The sequence below is a fragment of the Paenibacillus sp. FSL L8-0494 genome (assembly GCF_038003695.1).
Taxonomy (GTDB): domain Bacteria; phylum Bacillota; class Bacilli; order Paenibacillales; family Paenibacillaceae; genus Paenibacillus_AQ; species Paenibacillus_AQ odorifer.
Genome location: NZ_JBBOPQ010000001.1, coordinates 262,453 through 281,442, shown reverse-complemented (window position 1 = coordinate 281,442; position 18,990 = coordinate 262,453). Strand labels below are relative to the sequence as shown.

At 43.0% G+C, this 18,990-nt stretch carries 18 protein-coding genes; 12 read left to right on the top strand and 6 right to left on the bottom strand.

Annotation, left to right across the window (positions count from 1 at the left end; all coding sequences use genetic code 11):
• Window positions 1-48: 48 nt before the first annotated feature.
• The 3 genes from NYE35_RS01295 (at window position 49) to NYE35_RS01285 (ending at window position 2,822) form a co-directional block, all read left to right on the top strand.
• Complete coding sequence (locus NYE35_RS01295) at window positions 49-1,161, top strand: GerAB/ArcD/ProY family transporter (protein WP_076107319.1); 1,113 nt, start codon at window positions 49-51, stop codon at window positions 1,159-1,161.
• Between the two features lie 50 nt (window positions 1,162-1,211).
• Window positions 1,212-2,411 carry a Ger(x)C family spore germination protein gene (locus NYE35_RS01290; protein WP_076101132.1) on the top strand — a complete coding sequence of 400 codons (1,200 nt, stop codon included), beginning with the start codon at window positions 1,212-1,214 and terminating at the stop codon, window positions 2,409-2,411.
• 180 nt (window positions 2,412-2,591) lie between these two features.
• The gene (locus tag NYE35_RS01285; RefSeq protein WP_341119910.1) at window positions 2,592-2,822 is read left to right on the top strand and encodes a hypothetical protein; all 231 of its coding nucleotides are present in this window, start codon (window positions 2,592-2,594) and stop codon (window positions 2,820-2,822) included.
• 30 nt (window positions 2,823-2,852) lie between these two features.
• On the opposite strand, the gene NYE35_RS31355 is transcribed toward NYE35_RS01285, so the two are convergent.
• The 5 genes from NYE35_RS31355 to NYE35_RS01265 all read right to left on the bottom strand — a co-directional run bounded on the left by NYE35_RS31355 (window position 2,853) and on the right by NYE35_RS01265 (window position 7,627).
• The gene (locus tag NYE35_RS31355) at window positions 2,853-3,128 is read right to left on the bottom strand and encodes an ArsR/SmtB family transcription factor (RefSeq protein ID WP_367946839.1); all 276 of its coding nucleotides are present in this window, start codon (window positions 3,126-3,128) and stop codon (window positions 2,853-2,855) included.
• A gap of 88 nt (window positions 3,129-3,216) precedes the next feature.
• Entirely contained in the window at window positions 3,217-4,248 is a 1,032-nt protein-coding gene (locus NYE35_RS01280) for a LacI family DNA-binding transcriptional regulator (RefSeq protein WP_076107316.1), read from the bottom strand.
• A 164-nt stretch (window positions 4,249-4,412) separates the two neighbouring features.
• Window positions 4,413-5,246 carry a carbohydrate ABC transporter permease gene (locus tag NYE35_RS01275; protein WP_036687243.1) on the bottom strand — a complete coding sequence of 278 codons (834 nt, stop codon included), beginning with the start codon at window positions 5,244-5,246 and terminating at the stop codon, window positions 4,413-4,415.
• Window positions 5,246-6,088: a carbohydrate ABC transporter permease gene (locus NYE35_RS01270; protein ID WP_036687240.1), complete on the bottom strand. Its 843-nt coding sequence runs from the start codon at window positions 6,086-6,088 to the stop codon at window positions 5,246-5,248. The genes NYE35_RS01275 and NYE35_RS01270 overlap by 1 nt, the downstream gene beginning before the upstream one ends.
• Window positions 6,089-6,244: 156 nt before the next feature.
• Entirely contained in the window at window positions 6,245-7,627 is a 1,383-nt protein-coding gene (locus NYE35_RS01265; RefSeq protein ID WP_036687237.1) for an ABC transporter substrate-binding protein, read from the bottom strand.
• Between the two features lie 333 nt (window positions 7,628-7,960).
• On the opposite strand from NYE35_RS01265, the gene NYE35_RS01260 reads away from it, so the two are divergent.
• The 3 genes from NYE35_RS01260 (at window position 7,961) to NYE35_RS01250 (ending at window position 11,089) form a co-directional block, all read left to right on the top strand.
• The gene (locus tag NYE35_RS01260; RefSeq protein ID WP_076101130.1) at window positions 7,961-8,611 is read left to right on the top strand and encodes an N-formylglutamate amidohydrolase; all 651 of its coding nucleotides are present in this window, start codon (window positions 7,961-7,963) and stop codon (window positions 8,609-8,611) included.
• 67 nt (window positions 8,612-8,678) lie between these two features.
• Window positions 8,679-9,725: a hypothetical protein gene (locus NYE35_RS01255; RefSeq protein WP_076107313.1), complete on the top strand. Its 1,047-nt coding sequence runs from the start codon at window positions 8,679-8,681 to the stop codon at window positions 9,723-9,725.
• A 14-nt stretch (window positions 9,726-9,739) separates the two neighbouring features.
• Window positions 9,740-11,089 carry a bifunctional folylpolyglutamate synthase/dihydrofolate synthase gene (locus NYE35_RS01250; RefSeq protein WP_076107311.1) on the top strand — a complete coding sequence of 450 codons (1,350 nt, stop codon included), beginning with the start codon at window positions 9,740-9,742 and terminating at the stop codon, window positions 11,087-11,089.
• Here the strand turns inward: NYE35_RS01250 and NYE35_RS01245 are convergent.
• Window positions 11,084-11,881 (bottom strand): ATP-grasp domain-containing protein, encoded by a 798-nt coding sequence (locus NYE35_RS01245; protein WP_076107309.1) that lies wholly within the window; start codon window positions 11,879-11,881, stop codon window positions 11,084-11,086. The two genes, NYE35_RS01250 and NYE35_RS01245, sit on opposite strands and share 6 nt — an antisense overlap.
• A 363-nt stretch (window positions 11,882-12,244) precedes the next feature.
• Here NYE35_RS01245 and NYE35_RS01240 point away from each other — a divergent pair, with 363 nt between their 5' ends.
• The 6 genes from NYE35_RS01240 (at window position 12,245) to NYE35_RS01215 (ending at window position 18,919) form a co-directional block, all read left to right on the top strand.
• Window positions 12,245-13,138, top strand: a complete 894-nt coding sequence (locus NYE35_RS01240; RefSeq protein WP_036687229.1) for a carbohydrate ABC transporter permease — start codon at window positions 12,245-12,247, stop codon at window positions 13,136-13,138.
• Window positions 13,135-14,013 (top strand): carbohydrate ABC transporter permease, encoded by an 879-nt coding sequence (locus NYE35_RS01235; protein ID WP_038568194.1) that lies wholly within the window; start codon window positions 13,135-13,137, stop codon window positions 14,011-14,013. Before NYE35_RS01240 ends, NYE35_RS01235 begins: the two co-directional genes overlap by 4 nt.
• Before the next feature lie 52 nt (window positions 14,014-14,065).
• Window positions 14,066-15,451: an ABC transporter substrate-binding protein gene (locus tag NYE35_RS01230; RefSeq protein WP_076101125.1), complete on the top strand. Its 1,386-nt coding sequence runs from the start codon at window positions 14,066-14,068 to the stop codon at window positions 15,449-15,451.
• A 134-nt stretch (window positions 15,452-15,585) separates the two neighbouring features.
• Window positions 15,586-16,575, top strand: a complete 990-nt coding sequence (locus NYE35_RS01225) for a LacI family DNA-binding transcriptional regulator (RefSeq protein ID WP_036687224.1) — start codon at window positions 15,586-15,588, stop codon at window positions 16,573-16,575.
• A 31-nt stretch (window positions 16,576-16,606) separates the two neighbouring features.
• Complete coding sequence (locus tag NYE35_RS01220; protein WP_094902870.1) at window positions 16,607-17,602, top strand: N-acetylglucosamine kinase; 996 nt, start codon at window positions 16,607-16,609, stop codon at window positions 17,600-17,602.
• 6 nt (window positions 17,603-17,608) lie between these two features.
• On the top strand, window positions 17,609-18,919 hold the full coding sequence (locus tag NYE35_RS01215) for a 6-phospho-beta-glucosidase (protein WP_094902868.1): 1,311 nt from the start codon (window positions 17,609-17,611) through the stop codon (window positions 18,917-18,919).
• Window positions 18,920-18,990: the final 71 nt, after the last annotated feature.

The following is an 18,990-nucleotide window of genomic DNA, read 5'->3' as shown; positions in this document are numbered from 1 at the left end:
CCCCTGAAACCTTGACCTATGAAGTGATAAATTGGAGTGAACAAAGCCATGCTCGAAAAAGGTAAAATAAGTACTCGCCAGCTTACCATACTGGTTATGTTCCTTACGATCGGGGACTCCATTCTCGTAATCCCCCCTTCCACTACACACTACGCCAGACAAAATGCCTGGATTTCCGCATTAATTGGCATGATCGTAGGTTTACTAGCCATCTATATGTACAGCAAGTTCGCAAAGTTGTACCCCAAACTAACGCTTATTGAAGTGATTCAAAAGGCTTTTGGAAAATGGATTGGGACTATTCTATCGCTTTTGACCTTAATGTATTTTCTTATCGTCACCGTTGGAAGCATGCGAGAACTCAGTGAGTTCGTTACATCCGAAATATTACCGAGAACCCCTATTCCGGCTGTTTTAATCTTATTCATGGTGATCGTGATTATGGCTACACGACTAGGTATTGAAGTCATAGGACGAGCTGGAGAGATCTTTACACCTATGATTATTATCCTATTTCTGATTCTGACGGTCGCAATTATTCCTCAGATGGAGATTGTCAGATTACTGCCCATATTGGAGGATGGCATAAAACCAGTGGTGAGAGGGTCTATTTCCATTACGGCTTACACCTTTTTAGAACCGGTTGTTTTTCTAATGTTTCTCCCATATGTACACCAACAACAAAAGATAACCAAAGGCTTATTACAGGGCTGTTTCTTAGGCGGTATTATTATCTTCCTGACAATCACTATTTCCATATTAGTGCTGGGTCCGGATCTGACAACCAGGGATATCTATCCCAGTTATAACATTGCAAGGCGCATATCCGTTGGTGGTTTCTTCGAGCGGGTGGAAGCCATGATAGCACTACTTTGGATGTTAACCTTGTTTATAGAAGTTACCTTATACTTCTATGCTTTCGTTCTGGGGTTGTCTCAATTATTCAAACTAAAAGAGTACCGAGTGCTAACTCTACCCACAGGATTAATTTTGGTTACACTAGCACCTCTTATTGCGCCAAATTACACCTATTACAACAAAGTATTCGATAATTATTGGGTGTACTATGTTATAACCTTCGGGTTATTTCTACCCTTGGTGTTGTTGGGTGTGGGGATGTTTCGAAGGGCACTGAGCAAAGGCTTAAAATCTAGAAGCTAAAGATGGGCTGGGAGTCATGAATACCGAAAGATCTAACGGAGGATTAAACCATGAAACGAAGATCGCTTCTGATTTGTGTTCTTATTCTCATGCAAATATTTGTAACAGGTTGCTGGAGCCGCCGAGAATTAAATGATCTTGCGATTGCTGTGGGAATAGGTATCGATAAAATTGGAGATCAATATCAAGTTTCTGCACAAGTGGTCTTACCCAGTCAAATCGCTGGCTCAAAGGGAGGCTCTCCTCAGGCACCAGTCAACCTTTACAAAGCGACGGGGCATACCGTATATGAAGCCCTTAGGAAAATCACAACCGTTAGTCCACGTAAAATTTATATCTCTCATTTACGAATCCTAGTCCTTGGCGAGGATTTGGCTAAAGAGGGAATTAGTGATGTTCTTGATTTCATGTCAAGAGATACCGATACGCGAAATGATTATTTTATAGTGGTAGCAAAGGATGCAAAGGCAGAAGATGCGTTGAAAATATTAACCAGTCTTGAAAAGATTCCTGCCGTGCGATTGTTTTTCAGTCTGGAAAGCTCGGAGAAAAATTGGGCACCTACATCTACTGTGACATTAGGAACACTAATTACAGAACTTGTGAGTAGGGGTAAGAATCCAGTCTTAACAGGTGTTGTCATCGAGGGGAGTGTAGATGTAGGAGAAACTCCGAATAATGTTGAAACGGTAGACTCTCCAACAGAATTGAAATACTCCGGATTGGCCGTATTCAAGGAGGACAAATTGATTGGTTGGCTAAATCCTGAGGAATCAAAAGTGTATAACTATTTAACCAATAAAGTTGAGAGCACTGTTTTCTATATCCAATGTCCCGAAGGTAAAAAGGTTTCGCTTGATGTATTTGAAGCCCGTTCCAAAATGAAAGGCAGCATCCATAGTGACAAACCAGAAGTCAGTATTGAGCAACATATAGAATCAGATATAGGAGAGGTTCAGTGTAGAAATCTAGAACTGACAGACACAAAAACTATCACCGAATTAGAACAAATCGCCAATAAAAAAGTCCAAAATTTATTTAAAACTACTATTAAAAAGGTACAGAATGAATACAAAAGCGATATTTTTGGATTCGGCGAAATCATCCATCGTTCTAACCCGCAGGCGTGGAAGAAACTGCGAAACAATTGGGATGAGACCTTTGTTAACCTTCCAATAAGCGTAAAGATGGATATTAAGATTCGCCTGTTAGGGAAAGTGACTAACTCTTTCCTAGAAGAGACGAAGTGATGAATTGGAGTGAACAAAACCATGTATAACATCGCAAGGCGCATATTTGTAGGTGGAATCTTTGAGTATCGAGTGTTAACCTATTACTACACTTGGTTTTGTTAAGCGCAGTAATGTTCAGAAGAGCACTGAGCAAAGACTTAATATCACGAAACTAGATGGTTTGGGAGGTTGTGAATATTGGGTATAGTAGTGATTCTCATAGTTGTAGCCATTATAGCAGCCATTGAAGTTCCCCTGATGTGGAGGAAAAAATTAATCAAGGAGATGTGGATTTTCTCATTTCTTCTGTTGCTGGGAACTTTCTTCAGTCTTATTAATGCGTTACATATTTCGTTCTCTAACCCACTGGGATGGATGATATTTATCTATAAACCCGTCTCGGGTATGGTAAATGCCTGGTTATCCTAAAATGGGACTGAACCATTCCCTTGAGATGGCTTAGTCCCCATGATTAAACGACGTTGCCAAATCAGCAAGCGCCCTAAAGTTTGTTGCTAGCCGTTCACGCGCCAGCCAGTAATAGACTTCCTGGCCTCTCTTTTTATGGTCAACAATGCGGGCATCCCGTAGGATTTTGAGATGATGTGAAATCGCTGGCCTGCTTATTTCGAATTCACCTGCAATTTCCCCAACATTCAGCCGACCTTTATTCCCTAATAACGTAACAATCCGAATCCGAGTAGGATCACCAAATGCGGTGAGAAACCGTGTGATGCTGTTGATATCGTTAGGTTTAATCTCTTGCGGTTCTATCTCCCCACCCCGATTCGTAAATAAACTTAAACATACTCACTTGTTGAAACTACAATAAAGACCTCGTAGATTCTCTAACTATTAATTCTGCCGGGAAAATCTGATGCGCATGATTAACCTTCTTATTGATGAGATCAAAAAGAATCTTAATCGTCGCTTCCGCAATCTCTACTACCGGCTGTTTGATGGTAGTAATAGAAGGATTATAATAGAAGGAAATATCCAATCCGTCATAACCAGCAACCGAGTAATCTTCCGGGACTCGCTTGCCCGCTTCAAATATCGCCTTACAGGCGCCGATAGCCATACTATCTGATAAGGTGAAAATAGCGCTGAACTCTTCTCCTAACTCTAGCAATTCTTTTGTAACCGCATACCCATTTTCCATACTGTAACTGTCGATATCTTCTTTCATCCGCCGCACTAGCCGTTCATTATAAGCGATTCCATGATCAGCTAAAGCCTTTTTATACCCTTCATATCTCAACTTACCGATACTTACATCTTCTTCTGGTGCAGTAATGACCGCGATTTTCTCATGCCCTAGATTACATAGATAGTCGACAATTTTATAACTCTCATTAAAGTCATCTACAGATACAGAGGAATAGTCGCTCAAATCAAACTCTTCCGTCATCCCAATCGTACTAAGGACAAATGGAACCGTTAATTGCTGTAATTTCTCTTGAGAGTGTGAGAATAACCCCCCTAAGAAGACAATTCCCTTCAACCGTTTTTCTTTCTCCAGCTCAATCGCCACTTCGATCTCATCTTGATTCTCATCAACTCGTTGTAGGATGAAGGAGTATTTCTTGCGTTGAATCTCTTTTTCGAACACTTTGATCATCGGGCTAAAAAATGGATTGGATATCCCTTTAATCAATACTGCAATCGTTTTCGAATCAGAACGTTTTAAATTTCTTGCACTGTTGTTCGGAACATAATGATTTTCTTTGATAACCCTCATAACCATCGCTTTTGTTTCTTCATTAATATCCGGATGATTGTTAATAGCCCTTGAAACAGTAGTCACGCCAACACCGCATAATTTGGCGATGTCTATAATAGTCAGTCTCTCCATTTCTATCTATCCTTTACTTGTTAGTATCTATCAAACTCCTTAATCCTTATTCAACTTCATAGTCAAAATAAGAAAGCAGGGGATTCCTGATGGTCACCCATCAAGAAAAACACCCTACTCGCTTCTTACATGAATATTAATTTATTTAACGAGGTAGATCAAGCTTAACCCTTAACCGCACCTGCAACGACACCTTCGATGATGTACTTTTGACAAGTCAGGTAGAAAATGATGATTGGCACAATAGCTAAGACCAGCATCGCCATCATAGCTCCCATGTCAATCGATCCGTATCCACCTTTTAGGTACTGGATCGCAATAGGAATCGTTTTATACTCTGTACCAATCAGCAGGTCTGGCAATAGGAAGTCGTTCCATACCCACATTACATTAAGGATAGCTACAGTTACAGCAATAGGTTTCAGGATGGGCAATACCACTTTAAAGAAGGCCTGAGGTGGATTACAGCCATCAATCATTACCGCTTCTTCAACTTCAAGCGGGATAGACTTCACAAATCCGCTAAACATAAACACAGACAGCCCTGATCCAAACCCTAAATAGATTAAGATAATCCCAATCGGATTGTCGAGATGCAGCACGTTTGCGGTCTTAGTCATTGTGAACATAACCATTTGGAAAGGCACGATCATCGAGAATACAAATGCATAATACATCATGCCTGTGAATTTGGACTTCACCCGGGTAATGTACCATGCAGTCATGGAAGTAAATAACACGATCACAGCCACCGAGCATACCGTGATAAACAAGGACATTCCGAAGGCACTGAAAAAATCAATCTTTGCTACACCACTAGTATAGTTCTTTAAACCAACAAATGTAGTCTCATTAGGGAATAAAAACGGCGTATCACTAATGTAGAACTTACCCTTGAAGGAGTTCATCAGAACAATAAAAATAGGAGATAAGAACGCAATGGCCAAGACCAACAAAATGGTGAATATGGAGTAATCTTTTGCTCTAGTCTTTTGCATTAGTTCTCAACCTCCTTTCTTCTAGTAATGACAAGTTGTATTAAGGCGATTAAGGCTACTAAAGCAAAGAATACGACGGCTTTCGCTTGACCGACACCTTCCCATCCTGATTTTCCGTAGAATGTATTGTAGATGTCCAGTGCTAACATGGAGGTCTGCTTAGACGGAGCACCAGCGGTTAATGCTAAGTTCTGGTCAAACAATTTAAATGAATTGGATAAGGTTAAGAATAAACAAATAGTAATGGACGGCATTACGAGTGGAATAGTCACATTACGCAAAATCTTAGAACGTGAAGCTCCATCAATTCTTGCGGCTTCTACTATATCTTTAGGAACATTCTGAATACCTGCAACATAGATAATCATCATGTACCCTATCAATTGCCAATTCATAAGAACGATTAGTCCCCAAAATCCGTACGTTGCATCAGAGGTCAAAGTGACACCAAATTTGTACAAAATCCCATTAAAAATCAACTGCCAGATGTATCCTAATACGATACCGCCTATCAAGTTAGGCATAAAGAAGATCGTTCTAAATACGTTGGTACCTTTTAGCTTTCTAGTTAACAACATCGCCAAGATGAAGGCGAACACATTAATAGTAAGAACAGATAAAACTGTGAATTTAACGGTAAAACCTAATGCATTTAGAAACTCTTGATTCGAAAAAGCTTTAGCGTAATTGCCAAACCCTATCCATGTTGCATCATTGACTGTAGTAAACTCTGTAAAAGACAAATATATACCCAAAAGAAAAGGGATCACAAATGCAATTCCAAAGGCTATTATGGTCGGTAATGCAAAAAGAGCAAAATATTTTTTTATCGATTTTTCCATGGAGTCTTCTCCTATCTCAGTATGGAAAATGATGAAACGTAGCAAGATCCACTCAAATTGTTGCTTAGTGCCACTGAATCCCGAGGGAGCCCAGTGGCACTAAGCTTTTATCTGTATGACAACTGAGAGTTATTCAAGCATCTTTCCATGCATTTATTATTTTGCTTTTTCAGCCTTCCAAGTGTCCTTGAAGATGGTTACAACTTCATCCCAAGTTTTGTTTCCTTGAGCGTATTGCAAGAGGGCATCACCAAAGACGTTTTTGAATTCTTCACTTGGGAATGCTGCGAATGTCCAAGCTACAGAAGTAAGATCTTTTTCCATCCAAGCAGATACTTCTTTAGCAAGTGGATCTGCTGGTTTTTCGCTGTCTTCAAAGGTATTGAATGGAGCGATGAAACCTAGATCGTTAGTTACATAAGCTTTACCTTTTTCACTGGAGAACAACCATTCCAAGAAAGCGATAGAAGCTTGTTGGTTCTCAGCAGATACTTTGCTGTTGATTGCGAAATAGTTTTCTGTACCTACAGCCAGACCTTGTTTTTCTTCGCCTTCCATACCGGTGTAAACAGGCAAGAATTTGATTTCTTCAGCTTTAACTACGTTACCGTCAACATCGTTGATTTGTGACCAAGCCCAGTTACCGTTTTGAACCATTGCTGCGTTACCTAGTGCAAATTCAGCCATGGAGTCAGCTACGGATTTACTACCCAGCAAGGATTCTTTAGTTACAGAGTTCTTGATGTACAGATCGAAAATATTTTTAAATTTATCGTTGTATTTGAATTCAACTTCTTTAGAAGCTAGACCCGCAAGAACGGTGTTGTCAAACTCAGTATTGTCTTTGAATTCATAGTACAACGGCAAGTTTGCAAGGTGAGTCTGCCATCTCCATTGCTCGCCAGCAGCGAGGGAAGTGGAGGCGAATACACCTTTAATGCCCAGTTGGTCTTTTTTAGCCGTCATATCTTCTACTACTGCCTTCAAAGTATCGAAGTTATTGATCTCAGTTGTGGTGGAGATCGATACCGCTTTATCAGCCAAAGCGAAGTATTTCTTCATAATTGCGTCGTTGTAGATGATGCCGTATCCTTCAACTACGTAAGGGATACCATACACGCCTTCACCTTCAGTTACAGCCAAGCTTTTGTCGGACAGATAGCTGTAAAGCTTAGTATCTTTCAAATCCAAGGTGTAATCTTTCCAGGATTGAAAACCAACAGGTCCGTTAATTTGGAAAATAGTTGGCGCTTCAGACTTGGAGATTTCGGATTTCAATTTAGTTTCGTAAGTACCCGCAGCAGCCGTTACGACTTTTACCTTAACCCCTGTTTCTGCTTCGTAATCCTTAGCGATCTTTTCATATATTTCTGCAATCTCAGGTTTGAAGTTCAAGAAATAAACTGACCCTTTTTTACCAGATGTAGCGTTTCCATCATTGGATGCAGAATTATTTTCTTTATTCCCACATCCTGCCGCTAAGACAACAACCATAGACATTACTAACATGAGCCCTAAATATTTTTTGATATTCTTCATTCTTCTTCCCCCTCGTACTTTTTATTAGATTACTTCGCATGAAGACGTTCCGATGCTCTCAGTGAAAATTATGTCAGCGTTTTCATTTGCTTAAGTAATCCCCAGCCTACTTTTTGGTATCCTTATCGGTATCCTTATCGGTAACGTTTTCAATTGAAATATTAGCACACCATTTTGAACTTTTCAATAGCTAATCTTTTAGAATCATTTTATGGAAAAACTGCCCACGGCAAACCTTGCAAGCGTTATAATAGATTCATCCTTATTCATGAATGGTGAATGCTTAGGACATACTAATGGTTAACGACCCATTAAATAACTATGAATAGGTGATTGCATATTTTATCTCTGATCGAACAGTATGAGCTACAATTCTCCAATAATAATTATTTTGGCGATATCGGGGTAGATCCCTCCTACTCGATTGTAGAAGGCTCCCTTCCTGTACTTGTCTCAGCTCCACATGCCATTAACCATTTTCGAGAACATGCTGTAAAACCAGCTGACATGTATACAGGCTCCCTTGCCCTCTTGTTACAAAAGCTCACAAATTGCTACTGTATTTATTCGAATAGCTTCTCCAAAGAAGACCCAAATTACATCTTAGGTGGAGAATATAAGGCTGCGCTACGAGCGCTTGTCAAAGAACATCGCATTCAGTTTGTGATCGATCTGCACGGGGCTTCCAAACTTCGGGAGTTTGATATTGACCTAGGGACACTGTACGGAACCTCTATACGAGAGAATAATTTAAATGACGTCATAGGCATCTTTAACAATAATGGTATTACCAAAGTTCGACAAAATCATACATTTTCCGCTTCCCATCCTGGAACGATTACTTCATATTGTGCTAAGGAATTGTTAGTTCAAAGTATTCAAATTGAAATTAATCGAAATTATCGTAACCCGAATGCGTTTGATTTATTCCAAAAAACCATTCATTCCCTTGAACAAATCATTAAACTATTGGGCGGTGTCTGACATTATTATCGAGCAAACCTTTACTATTCTAGACAAACAAAGCCTTCAACCTCGTGAAGAAATCACAATGAACTCTGAAGAGTTAAAGGAATTAGGTTTAGTCCAGCATATCTTCGTTGATCTTACAGCAGAGAATGGTGTGAAAGTCAGCTGTTTAATTTTATCGGCAGATGAGGTGCCAAGAGGTACAATCCAATTATCCAAGCGGGCAAAGGACAAGCTCGGGGACTGCCTCACTACAGGATTAACTATAACGAAGCCAGAATACGACACAGTTCTTCGGGGAATTCCTAAAGTGGACGAGATTGCCAAACCCTATGTAAAAGCCTGTCCAGCACTCGTCCGTAAATATACGAATCAAGTGGAACTAATCAATCCCACAAACGGCTTCCGGGTAAACCTAACTTTACGAGAAGATAGCACAGCCAAACCGAATACCCTTTACTTCAACAGATACATCATGTTATTGCTTGAAACCCATTCCGAGGGGCATGACCCATTAATCATTACTCGCGCTAGGACGCGTTCCCAACCCAAGCCAGGTATACATAAACTTATCAATCAACTGATCCAACGGCCCTTAAGTGCATTAGGGAACTTTTTTATTGGCAAAAGAGAGCTCACCCTCAGAGTGGGCCATCCTTACCCTTTTGATGAGCACCAGAATTTATGCAGAATTCATCCGAATGTTAGAAAACTGCTAGGCATGGAAGAAACAGATCAGATCGTGATCTCCTATAATTTAAAACAAATCACCATCCCCATCTTAGACATCGATACGGAGCATATTGCCCAGTCGGTCAAGCTTCATGCGGATAATGAGCAGCTTAAATTTATCGACAGCCACTTATTTATCGGAATCACCGCCTTATCGCGTAACGAGTTAGAAATTCCAAGCATCGGCACATCAGTTACCGTAAAAAGAAGTATGTACTCCTTATTCCTAAAGCACTTAAACAAACTGGTCTTACCTGTTATCGCTTTGTTGTTCACCATAGTACAGCTATATAAAGATTTGAACTGGAGCATCGCTCTGACCGTCATCATTTCTCTTGTGTTACTTCCGATTATCATCTACACAACACTATCTGAGGAACGCGCCAAAATTAATTAAATGGAGGGATTTCCGTGGAATTCACTTCACAATCCCAAGTTGAAGATATGATCTACAGCTCTTATCTAAGAGCCATTAACAACATTACACAAACTTTGGATGAAGAAGTTAGAAAACCGGAGTTAACCAGAGTATTACTGGATGCAGTTGGAAGTCCGGATCGTAATCAAAAATACATACTGGTCACAGGCAGTAAAGGTAAAGGCTCCACCTCTAGATTTATCTCCTCTCTGTTAAGTCACTTGGGATATAAAGTGGGGTTATTCACCTCCCCTCACCTGGTGGATTTCAACGAAAGAATCCGGGTCAATGGGCAGGCAATAGCCACCGAAGATTTTGTACGATTAGGTAATGTAATTCGCGGGGGCTTCCACCAGATTGAGGAGCAGCTTGCTGCTGACGAATATCAAGGTCCGGTTGGGGTTGCTTTGGCTATTGCGGCTTTGTACTTTAAGGAGAAGGGTACAGATATCAATGTGATTGAATGCGGTAGAGGGGGAAGGTTTGATGACACCAATGTCCTGAGCAATGACTGGGCTGTCATTACCCCAATTATGGAAGAGCATGTAGCCCATTTGGGACCTGATCTGAGCAGCATTACACTGCACAAGCTGGGGATTGTCAAAAACAACACAACAAATGTCTATGTTAGCAAACAGAAATCGGGAGTTCTTGCGATCATGAAGGACAACCTCTCCTCCAACCCTGTGCAATATTATGAAGAACAGTTTTTAGCTGAATCTATCACAACCACTTCTATCGGGACTACTTTTGATGTCCGGACGAAGCAAGCCATTTATCCATCCTTGACCCTCCCGCTATTGGGACAGTTTCAAGCGGTCAATGCTGCTAGCGCAGTGTCACTTTGTGAAGAGATTACAGGGGGACCCTTGGATCAGGAGATCGTACACCACTGTTTTGAACAATTACAATGGCCGGGGCGTTGTGAAGTTATCTATCATGACCCGCTGACGATTATTGACGGAGCTATTCATAGAGATTCTGCAAGCTATCTGGCTGAACTTATTCAATTAGTGAATCCTGAGCGCAGCCGTACCGTCACATCCATCATCGGTGTCCCTAAGGATAAAGATTACACAGGGGTCATCGAAGTCATGAGCACAGTCTCGGATCAACTAATCGTAACCAAACCCGATATAAGCCATCTATTTTTCCCTACGGATGCCCTGCTAATCGCCAAAAGTTTTCTCAAAAAAAGTTCCGAATTCCCTTGTTTAGAGGATGCTCTTACGTATCTTAAAGAACAATCACCTTCGGAGATTATTGTAATCGTGGGTACGCAAACTCTAATCGGAAATGCCAAAAGATTATTCGGGCAATCGCTGCTGAATATCGGCTTATAACTGATTCATACGCTGAAGAATAACTTCCCTGTAAAGGTCTGAGAGGCCAGGTACTTCACTTGGATTTTGCTTGCAATATTCATCTAACATCACCTTATGGTTGACCTCAATCACCATCAAGCCTTGATTTGTCTCTAAGATATCTACTGAGCAGAAATCAAGGCCCAGCGCTTTAGAGGTCCGGGAGGCAAGCTCCGCCAGCGCCTCTTGTTTGGCCTGATCTTTCACCTCAATCGTAACAGCCCCGTTAATCAAATTATGCTTCCACGAACGAACTCTTTTTTTGCCAAGGAATACACGCGCCTGATGATTAAAGGTTACAATTCTATACTCAATCTCCGCTTCATAATAAGGACCTATTGCCCCATTAAGCTGTAAAGAAAATAATAAATCGAGCTTTTCGTGCAGATCGGCTATCTCATTGATTTTGTACACATGCTTTCCCTGCGCCCCGTTATCCTGCTTCATAACTACCTCCCCATTGCGCGCTTGGAAATAACGCTCAGCCAATGGATAAGGATTCAAATTGCTAAATTTGGAGTCAGGATGCGGCAAATAAATATGTTCTACGGCTGGGATATTCGCCTTATGCAAAACATCATAAGTTAGAGATTTACTCATGGCAATAATCGTAGAAGCACTGTTGTTTAGTCCGATCTCAGCGTCTACCATCACAAATGATTTCACTCCATCTGTCGCTCTATATACGAAATTTGGTGTAATTTCCTCAAAGCTAATCCCTGAGGCTGTAACAGAATGCTGGATCATTTTTAAGTAAGGTCTAGTCGTCATTCAGTTTCCTCATTTCTAACAAAATATGACCAAACCTAATCATAGCATGAGAAATATCAATCAAAAAATAATAATATTGCGTTATAATAGTTAACACAATAATCTCTCAAATCTTGTTCTAGGTCCATTTTTCACAAAAATAGCAGAATACATGTTACGTTTAATAACTGATAGCGCTTTTATAGTTAAAATAAGTGTTGATTATTTAGTGATCATCCTCTATGATAAGCTTATTAAAGCGAATCAAAAAGTTAAAGCGATTAAACTTTAATCTCTAGGCGCCTAGTATTATTGCTAATTAATAGTGTTAGTTTGATTAAAAGTTAAAGCGCTTATACTTTTAAAACGAGAGGTTGGTGTGTCATGATCAATCGCGAGAACAGGCGGCAGACGTTCTACATGTATCTGTTCATTTCTCCTTGGATTATCGGCTTCCTAGTATTCGCCCTTTATCCTATCTTATCATCGCTTTACTTCAGCTTTACTGATTATGACATCATACACCCACCTAAATTTATCGGGCTCGCTAACTACACAGAGATGTTTCACAATGACCTGTTCTGGAAATCGGTGGTTGTCACGCTGAGATATACCTTCATCGGTGTACCTATCCAGCTTGCGCTCGGTCTTGGCTTTGCGCTATTGCTCCACCAGACCATTCCTCTGCGCGGCTTTTTCAGAACAGCAATGTATTTTCCAAGCATGGTATCCGGCGTGGCCATGTCCCTGCTGTGGTACTGGATCTTCAACCCGCAGATCGGGCTCTTCAATTACATCCTTTCCTGGTTCGGTATTCATGGACCGGCTTGGCTGATGAACCCAGACACTGCGCTATATGCCTTGATTATCATGACTTTCTGGACAGCAGGCTCAGGAATGATTTTATTCCTCGCAGGTCTGCAAGGCGTACCGGCAAGCTTGATCGAAGCCGCTAACCTTGACGGTGCTGGGCGCTTCAGAATCTTCCTGAACATTACCTTACCGATGATCTCTCCCGTGCTGCTCTTCCAACTAATTATGGGACTGATCGATTCCTTCCAAGTCTTTACCCAAGCTTTTGTCATGACTCAAGGGGGGCCGAATTACTCTACCTGGTTCTATGTCTATAATCTCTACACCAGTGCTTTCAAAGAATATCGTGCCGGTTATTCCTCAGCCTTGGCATGGGTGCTCCTTATCGTAGTTATGCTGTGCACCGCACTAATTATGAAATTGTCTAACCGTTATGTTCACTATGAAGGAGGCGGACGCAAATGAGTACAGTCAGAGCGCTAAGCCCCCGGACTAAAGGAACAAAACGCCGCCGGAAAGCGGAGCCTGTTAAGATTTTCAGCTTTATTACTCTAGTAGTTACAACATTTCTGATGCTGCTTCCTTTGTTCTTCATGGTCTCCACTTCACTTAAGTCCAAACGCGAGATGCTGAAGTTCCCACCCACCTTTCTTCCGGAGAGCTGGCAGTGGAGCAATTACACAGAAATATTTGATACCCTGCAGTTCGGTACACTTTATAAAAACAGTCTGATTATCGCCGGCTTTAGTGTTGTGGGAACCTTGATTTCTTCGGCGCTAGTCGCCTATGGATTCGCCAGATTCAGAGGTACAGGTAATCAGGTGTGGTTCATCCTGCTGCTGAGCACCATGATGTTACCCTATCCAGCCATTATGATTCCGCAATTTGTACTCTTTTCGCAAATGAACTGGATCGATACCTTTTTACCCTTGATCGTGCCTGCTTTCTTCGGTTCAGCCTATAATATTTTTCTGCTGCGCCAATTCTTCTCTACATTGCCTGAAGAGCTGTTTGATGCCGGACGCATTGATGGCTGTGGCGAAATACGAATGTGGGCTACCATAGCAATCCCACTCTCCAAACCTGCACTTGCAACCGTAGCTATCTTTGCTTTTATCTACAACTGGAATGATCTGCTTACGCCAGTGCTTTACTTAAGCTCATCAGATAAGTTCACGCTACCCGTCGGGATGGCTTCTCTCACCTCATCGAGGTTCCGCATTCCACCTTGGCATCTGCTGATGGTTGCTTCGGTTCTAGCTATGGTCCCAATCGTTACGCTGTTTGCTGTAGCCCAGAAACAGTTCGTCGAAGGGATTGTACTTACAGGGATTAAGTAATAATCCGCCATCCGGCGGCCAAATATACTTGAAATCATGGAGGGTTTAGCTAATGAACAAGAACAGGAAAAGTATTGCGCTTTTACTTGCAGCAACCATGCTCGTTGTTCTAGCCTTATCAGGCTGTAGCGGCGGCAAATCGGCGGGTAACGCCCTATCTGAAGGAAACGGTGGCTCTACTAATTCTGGAGGCAAAGCAGAAACGGTAACGATTACCCATTACACAATAGATTCAGAAGACCGCACATTTGTCGAAAAATTAATCCCTGACTTCGAGAAGCAGCATCCGAATATTAAAGTGAAAGTGGAAAAAGCGCCATATGAGCAGTTCGACAGCAAGTTGCAAACGCTAATTGCCGGCGGCAAATCGCCCGACGTGACAAGTCACTGGGGGTATGGAGGTTTCGCAGAATACTACAATAAGGGTATGTTGCTCGATATGACCGACCTTATGAAAGAGGATGGTTTCAAGGCAGAGGATTATAGCATCCCAGAGAATCTGATGAGCATCTACAAGGTTAAAGATCACACTTACGGCATCCCGGTCAATATGTATGTCACCTTGATGCTCTATAACAAAGACATGTTTGATGCTGCCAAACTGACTTATCCAACAAGCGATTATGAAGATAAGAGCTGGACGTTTGAAAAAATGGTCGACGAAGCTAAACAAATGACGCTTGTATCCGATGATATCGCCAAAACTCAATATGGCGTAGACTTCACTTGGTCCGAACGCGATATGCGGCCGTTATATTTTGGAGCGGAGCCTTACTCAGAGGATACATGGACTAATGGCGGCGTACCTTCCGAGACTTATTTTGACTCCCCTGAAGTGATCGCTGCCTACAATAAGCTTTTTGATCTTGTCTTTAAGGATAAAGTCTCTCCTTCTTCCGAATGGAGCAAAAGCGTAGCTGGACAGAACGGTGATCCCTTTGTTGCTGGTAAAATCGGCATGTCTATCGGAGGCTCATGGAACCTTGCAGGCGCAAATGACTTCCCCTTCAAAATTGGCGTTGCCGCTGTGCCTTGGGGAGGCAATGATAAGGTACGCAGCACCCTTTATGTCGATCCGCTGCTGATCTTGAAGGACTCCAAACATCCGAAGGAAGCTTTTGAATGGATCAAATACCTGATCACAAGCGATGTACAGGAGAAATCCATTGAGCTTAGTGGCGGTAACCCACCAGTCAACACCGAAGCTGCAGAAGCTTACTATAAACATTTTGAAGGTATCGATCCACAGGATATCAAAAATGTCTACGAGGGTGCTGTTAACTACGGCTTCGAATCCTACAACCACTTAATTACCAACTACTCGCAAATTAATGACATGTTCATTAATGAATTGCAGCCAGTAGAAACTGGACATAAGACGGTTGAAGAGGTGATGGCGACGATTCAGAAGAAAGTTACAGAGATCATTCAGCGATAACTGTTTGGCAGGTATACCGCCCCTTTAGGGACGGTATACCTGCGTGAAATCATACGTTTAGCGGACAGTCTGCCAACCCTGTATACTGGAAGTAGAAAACAGGATCGGAAAATCTGCCGTGAGGAGAATTAAAGATGAAAGTGAGTATTTTTGATGTAGCCAAAAAATCCGGATTATCCGTTGTAACCGTATCCCGGGTGTTAAATGGGGCCGAATCGGTGCGCGAGAATAATCGCCAAAAAGTGCTGGAGGCAATTAAAGAGCTGGATTACCGCCCTAATGCTGCAGCACGCAGTCTGGCAAGCGGTAAGACGGGAATTATCGGTATTATTGTCACTACCCTGCAAGATTCCTTTTTTGACGCAGTGGTCAAAGAGCTGAATGAAATATTAGCGATGCATGGTTATTTTTTAGCGATATCCATCTCAACAGGCATCGAATCGGATGACAGCCATTATTTAATTCAGGAGGATCGTGTAGACGGTTTAATTCTGCTCTCTCCGATGGAAGAGGACAATTATATTGTGGAGTTAAAACGGCGGGGTATCCCTTATGTGCTGATAGATAATCAGAAGCCCGAAAATGATACCTACTCCATCACGATCGACAACTTCAAGGGGGGATATGCAGCTACGCGTCATCTGCTGGAGCTGGGACATACTTCAATCGCTCATCTCTGCGGTCAGGAAATGTTTCGGAGTACGCGGGAGCGGCGCAGTGGATTCCTACAGGCGCTTCAGGAACAAGGGCTGGCCCCCTTTGAGATCGTACCAGGTGATTTCGATATTGGGATGGGATACGATACCTGCAAACGTTGGCTGAAGGAAGGAAAGCTGCCCACCGCCGTATTCGCCGGGGATGACAATATCGCGCTAGGAGTCATCAATGCCCTGATGGAAGCGGGTATTCAGGTACCCGAAGAGGTGGCAGTGGTCGGCTATGACGATCATTATATTGCTTCACAGCTTCATCCACATCTGACAACAATACGTCAGCCTGCGGATAAAATCGGGCTGGCAGCCGCGGATATGCTGCTCAAACGCATCTCTGGAAAGATGAAACGCGGAGCCGGGATGCGGATTGATCCGGAACTTATCGTACGTGAGTCTACCGGAGCTGAGTAGATTAAATTTTATACACTAGGAGTGACGACCATTGACTTACTACTTGGGGATCGATGGGGGAGGCACGAAAACCTATGCTCTGCTAAGCGATGAACATGGCAATGTTCTTGGTAAAGGCAAGAGCGGTAACGGCAACCACCAGACAGGCGCCCTTGAGGCCGCCAACAGTATTCAAGAGGCCACATTCGGGGCACTGGCTGAAGCCGGACTCCGGTTGGAAGACATCCAGCATACCTATCTCGGACTTGCCGGTGCTGATCGCGAGGCCGACTACGCTATTCTCCATCCGATGATACGCCAGATAGGATTCACCAAATACACCATTAACTGTGACACTATGATCGGTCTACGCGCCGGAACGAATCGCCCATATGGAGTCGCGCTCATCTGCGGCACCGGCACCAATTCAGCAGGCAGAAACCTGCAGGGAGAGCATTATCAATGCGGCGGCTTTGACTATATGTACGGTGATTTTGGCGGAGGTGGCGCACTCAATATTGAGGTGTTTCGTTCCGTTATCCGAGCTTGGGACGGCCGGGAACAGCCCACCCTCTTAACAGGCTTACTGCTACAAATGCTAGGTTATGAGGAAGTTGGGCATATGTTTCACGATTTCCTCGATCATTGGAAAAAAGTCCCTGTAAATGTTGCTCGCCTGCTCTTTGAAGCAGCAGCTGAAGGCGATGCCGTAGCGTTGGAGATTTTACATCGGCAAGGGGTTGAACTAGGTAAGTCTGCTGCAGCTATCATTCACAAGCTAGGCATGGAGCAGGAGACCTTCGATGTGGTGCTGGCAGGAAGTCTGCTAACCCGAGGGGATCGCGGTTGGATTCGCCAGCCTATCGAGAAAGCTGTACATGCTGTAGCCCCTCAGGCAACCGTGGTTACCCTTGCCACAGAGCCTGTAGTCGGTGCAGTATGGTCAGCTATGGATCAAGATGGATTGGTCCTTAGTAGTGAAGTATATGACAAAATGCGGAAATTTCAGGATTATGAATCGATCAAACAAACTACAAGACAGGAGTGATTAATCTTGGCAGCTAACCAAGGATTAAAGATTGCAGTTATCGGTGGAGGTTCTTCGTATACCCCAGAATTAGTAGAGGGATTCATTCTTCACTATAAAGAACTTCCCGTGCGCGAATTATGGCTTGTAGATATTGAGCCTGGTCTTCGCAAGCTGAATATTGTAGGTAATTTGGCAAAACGTATGGTGGATAAATCCGGCCTTCCGATTGAGGTTCATCTGACAACAGACCGCCGTAAAGCTATCGAAGGCGCCGACTTCGTCAGCACCCAGATGCGTGTCGGCATGCTTGATGCCCGTGCCCGTGATGAGTCGATTCCGCTCAAATATGGCGTTATTGGCCAAGAAACAACAGGTCCTGGGGGAATGATGAAAGCACTGCGCACCATCCCTGTTATTCTGGATGTATGCCGTGATATCGAGGAACTGGCTCCCAACGCATGGCTGCTCAATTTCACTAACCCTGCTGGGATGGTCACCGAAGCCGTTCTGAAATATTCTAAGGTTAAAAGTATTGGCCTGTGCAACGCACCTATCGGCCTGATCAAGCAAGTCTCTGCCAAATATAATGTAGCAGCAGACCGCGTATATGCCGAATTTGTGGGCCTCAACCACTTGCACTGGATTACTCGTATCGATGTTGAAGGTGAAGACAAGCTGGATGATATGCTTGCAGATACAACCAGCTACAGCGCTAAGAACGTACCGGCAAGAGAATGGAACCCGGAATTCCTGCAATCCCTTCATGCACTGCCCTCATACTATTTAAAATATTTCTATATGACCGATGCCATGCTCGAAGAGCAGATGGAATCCCATAAACAAGGCATTAACCGTGCTGAAGTCGTCAAACGTGTAGAAGAAGAGCTCTTCGAGCTTTATGGCAATCTAGAGCTAAGCGAGAAGCCGAAGCAGCTGGAACAGCGCGGCGGTGCTTTTTACTCAGAAGCAGCTGTTAATCTCATGAGATCGCTCCATAACGGATCAAACGACATTCAGACCCTAAATGTCGCTAACCGCGGCATATTGGACTTCCTGCCAGATGACGCCAGCATTGAAGTGAACTGCGTGGTCACCAAAAACGGCCCGCTACCTCTGCCACTGACCAAAATTCCAACCATGGCTAAAGGACTCATTCATGCTGTCAAAACCTATGAACAGCTGGCGATTGACGCCGCTGTAACCGGAGATCGCGCCCTTGCCCTTCAGGCGCTCGCACATCACCCGCTTGTTCCGTCCGTGGACGTAGCGATTCGGATGCTGGACGAAATGCTGGAAGCTAATAAAGAGTTCCTGCCGAACTTTTTTGCGAATTAATTCATACCTCCTATCGAGAAATAACTAAAAGAGACCGAACCCGGTCTCTTTTTTTTCTTGTTATAAATCTT

Bases quoted from the DNA above. Each gene is read 5' to 3' on its own strand.
- NYE35_RS01290 (WP_076101132.1), top strand. From the start codon at position 1,212: ATGAAACGAAGATCGCTTCTGATTTGTGTTCTTATTCTCATGCAAATA.
- NYE35_RS01240 (WP_036687229.1), top strand. From the start codon at position 12,245: ATGATCAATCGCGAGAACAGGCGGCAGACGTTCTACATGTATCTGTTC.
- NYE35_RS01225 (WP_036687224.1), top strand. From the start codon at position 15,586: ATGAAAGTGAGTATTTTTGATGTAGCCAAAAAATCCGGATTATCCGTT.
- NYE35_RS01270 (WP_036687240.1), bottom strand. From the start codon at position 6,088: ATGGAAAAATCGATAAAAAAATATTTTGCTCTTTTTGCATTACCGACC.
- NYE35_RS01265 (WP_036687237.1), bottom strand. From the start codon at position 7,627: ATGAAGAATATCAAAAAATATTTAGGGCTCATGTTAGTAATGTCTATG.
- NYE35_RS01275 (WP_036687243.1), bottom strand. From the start codon at position 5,246: ATGCAAAAGACTAGAGCAAAAGATTACTCCATATTCACCATTTTGTTG.
- NYE35_RS01255 (WP_076107313.1), top strand. From the start codon at position 8,679: ATGAACTCTGAAGAGTTAAAGGAATTAGGTTTAGTCCAGCATATCTTC.
- NYE35_RS01280 (WP_076107316.1), bottom strand. From the start codon at position 4,248: ATGGAGAGACTGACTATTATAGACATCGCCAAATTATGCGGTGTTGGC.
- NYE35_RS01230 (WP_076101125.1), top strand. From the start codon at position 14,066: ATGAACAAGAACAGGAAAAGTATTGCGCTTTTACTTGCAGCAACCATG.
- NYE35_RS01295 (WP_076107319.1), top strand. From the start codon at position 49: ATGCTCGAAAAAGGTAAAATAAGTACTCGCCAGCTTACCATACTGGTT.
- NYE35_RS01235 (WP_038568194.1), top strand. From the start codon at position 13,135: ATGAGTACAGTCAGAGCGCTAAGCCCCCGGACTAAAGGAACAAAACGC.
- NYE35_RS01245 (WP_076107309.1), bottom strand. From the start codon at position 11,881: ATGACGACTAGACCTTACTTAAAAATGATCCAGCATTCTGTTACAGCC.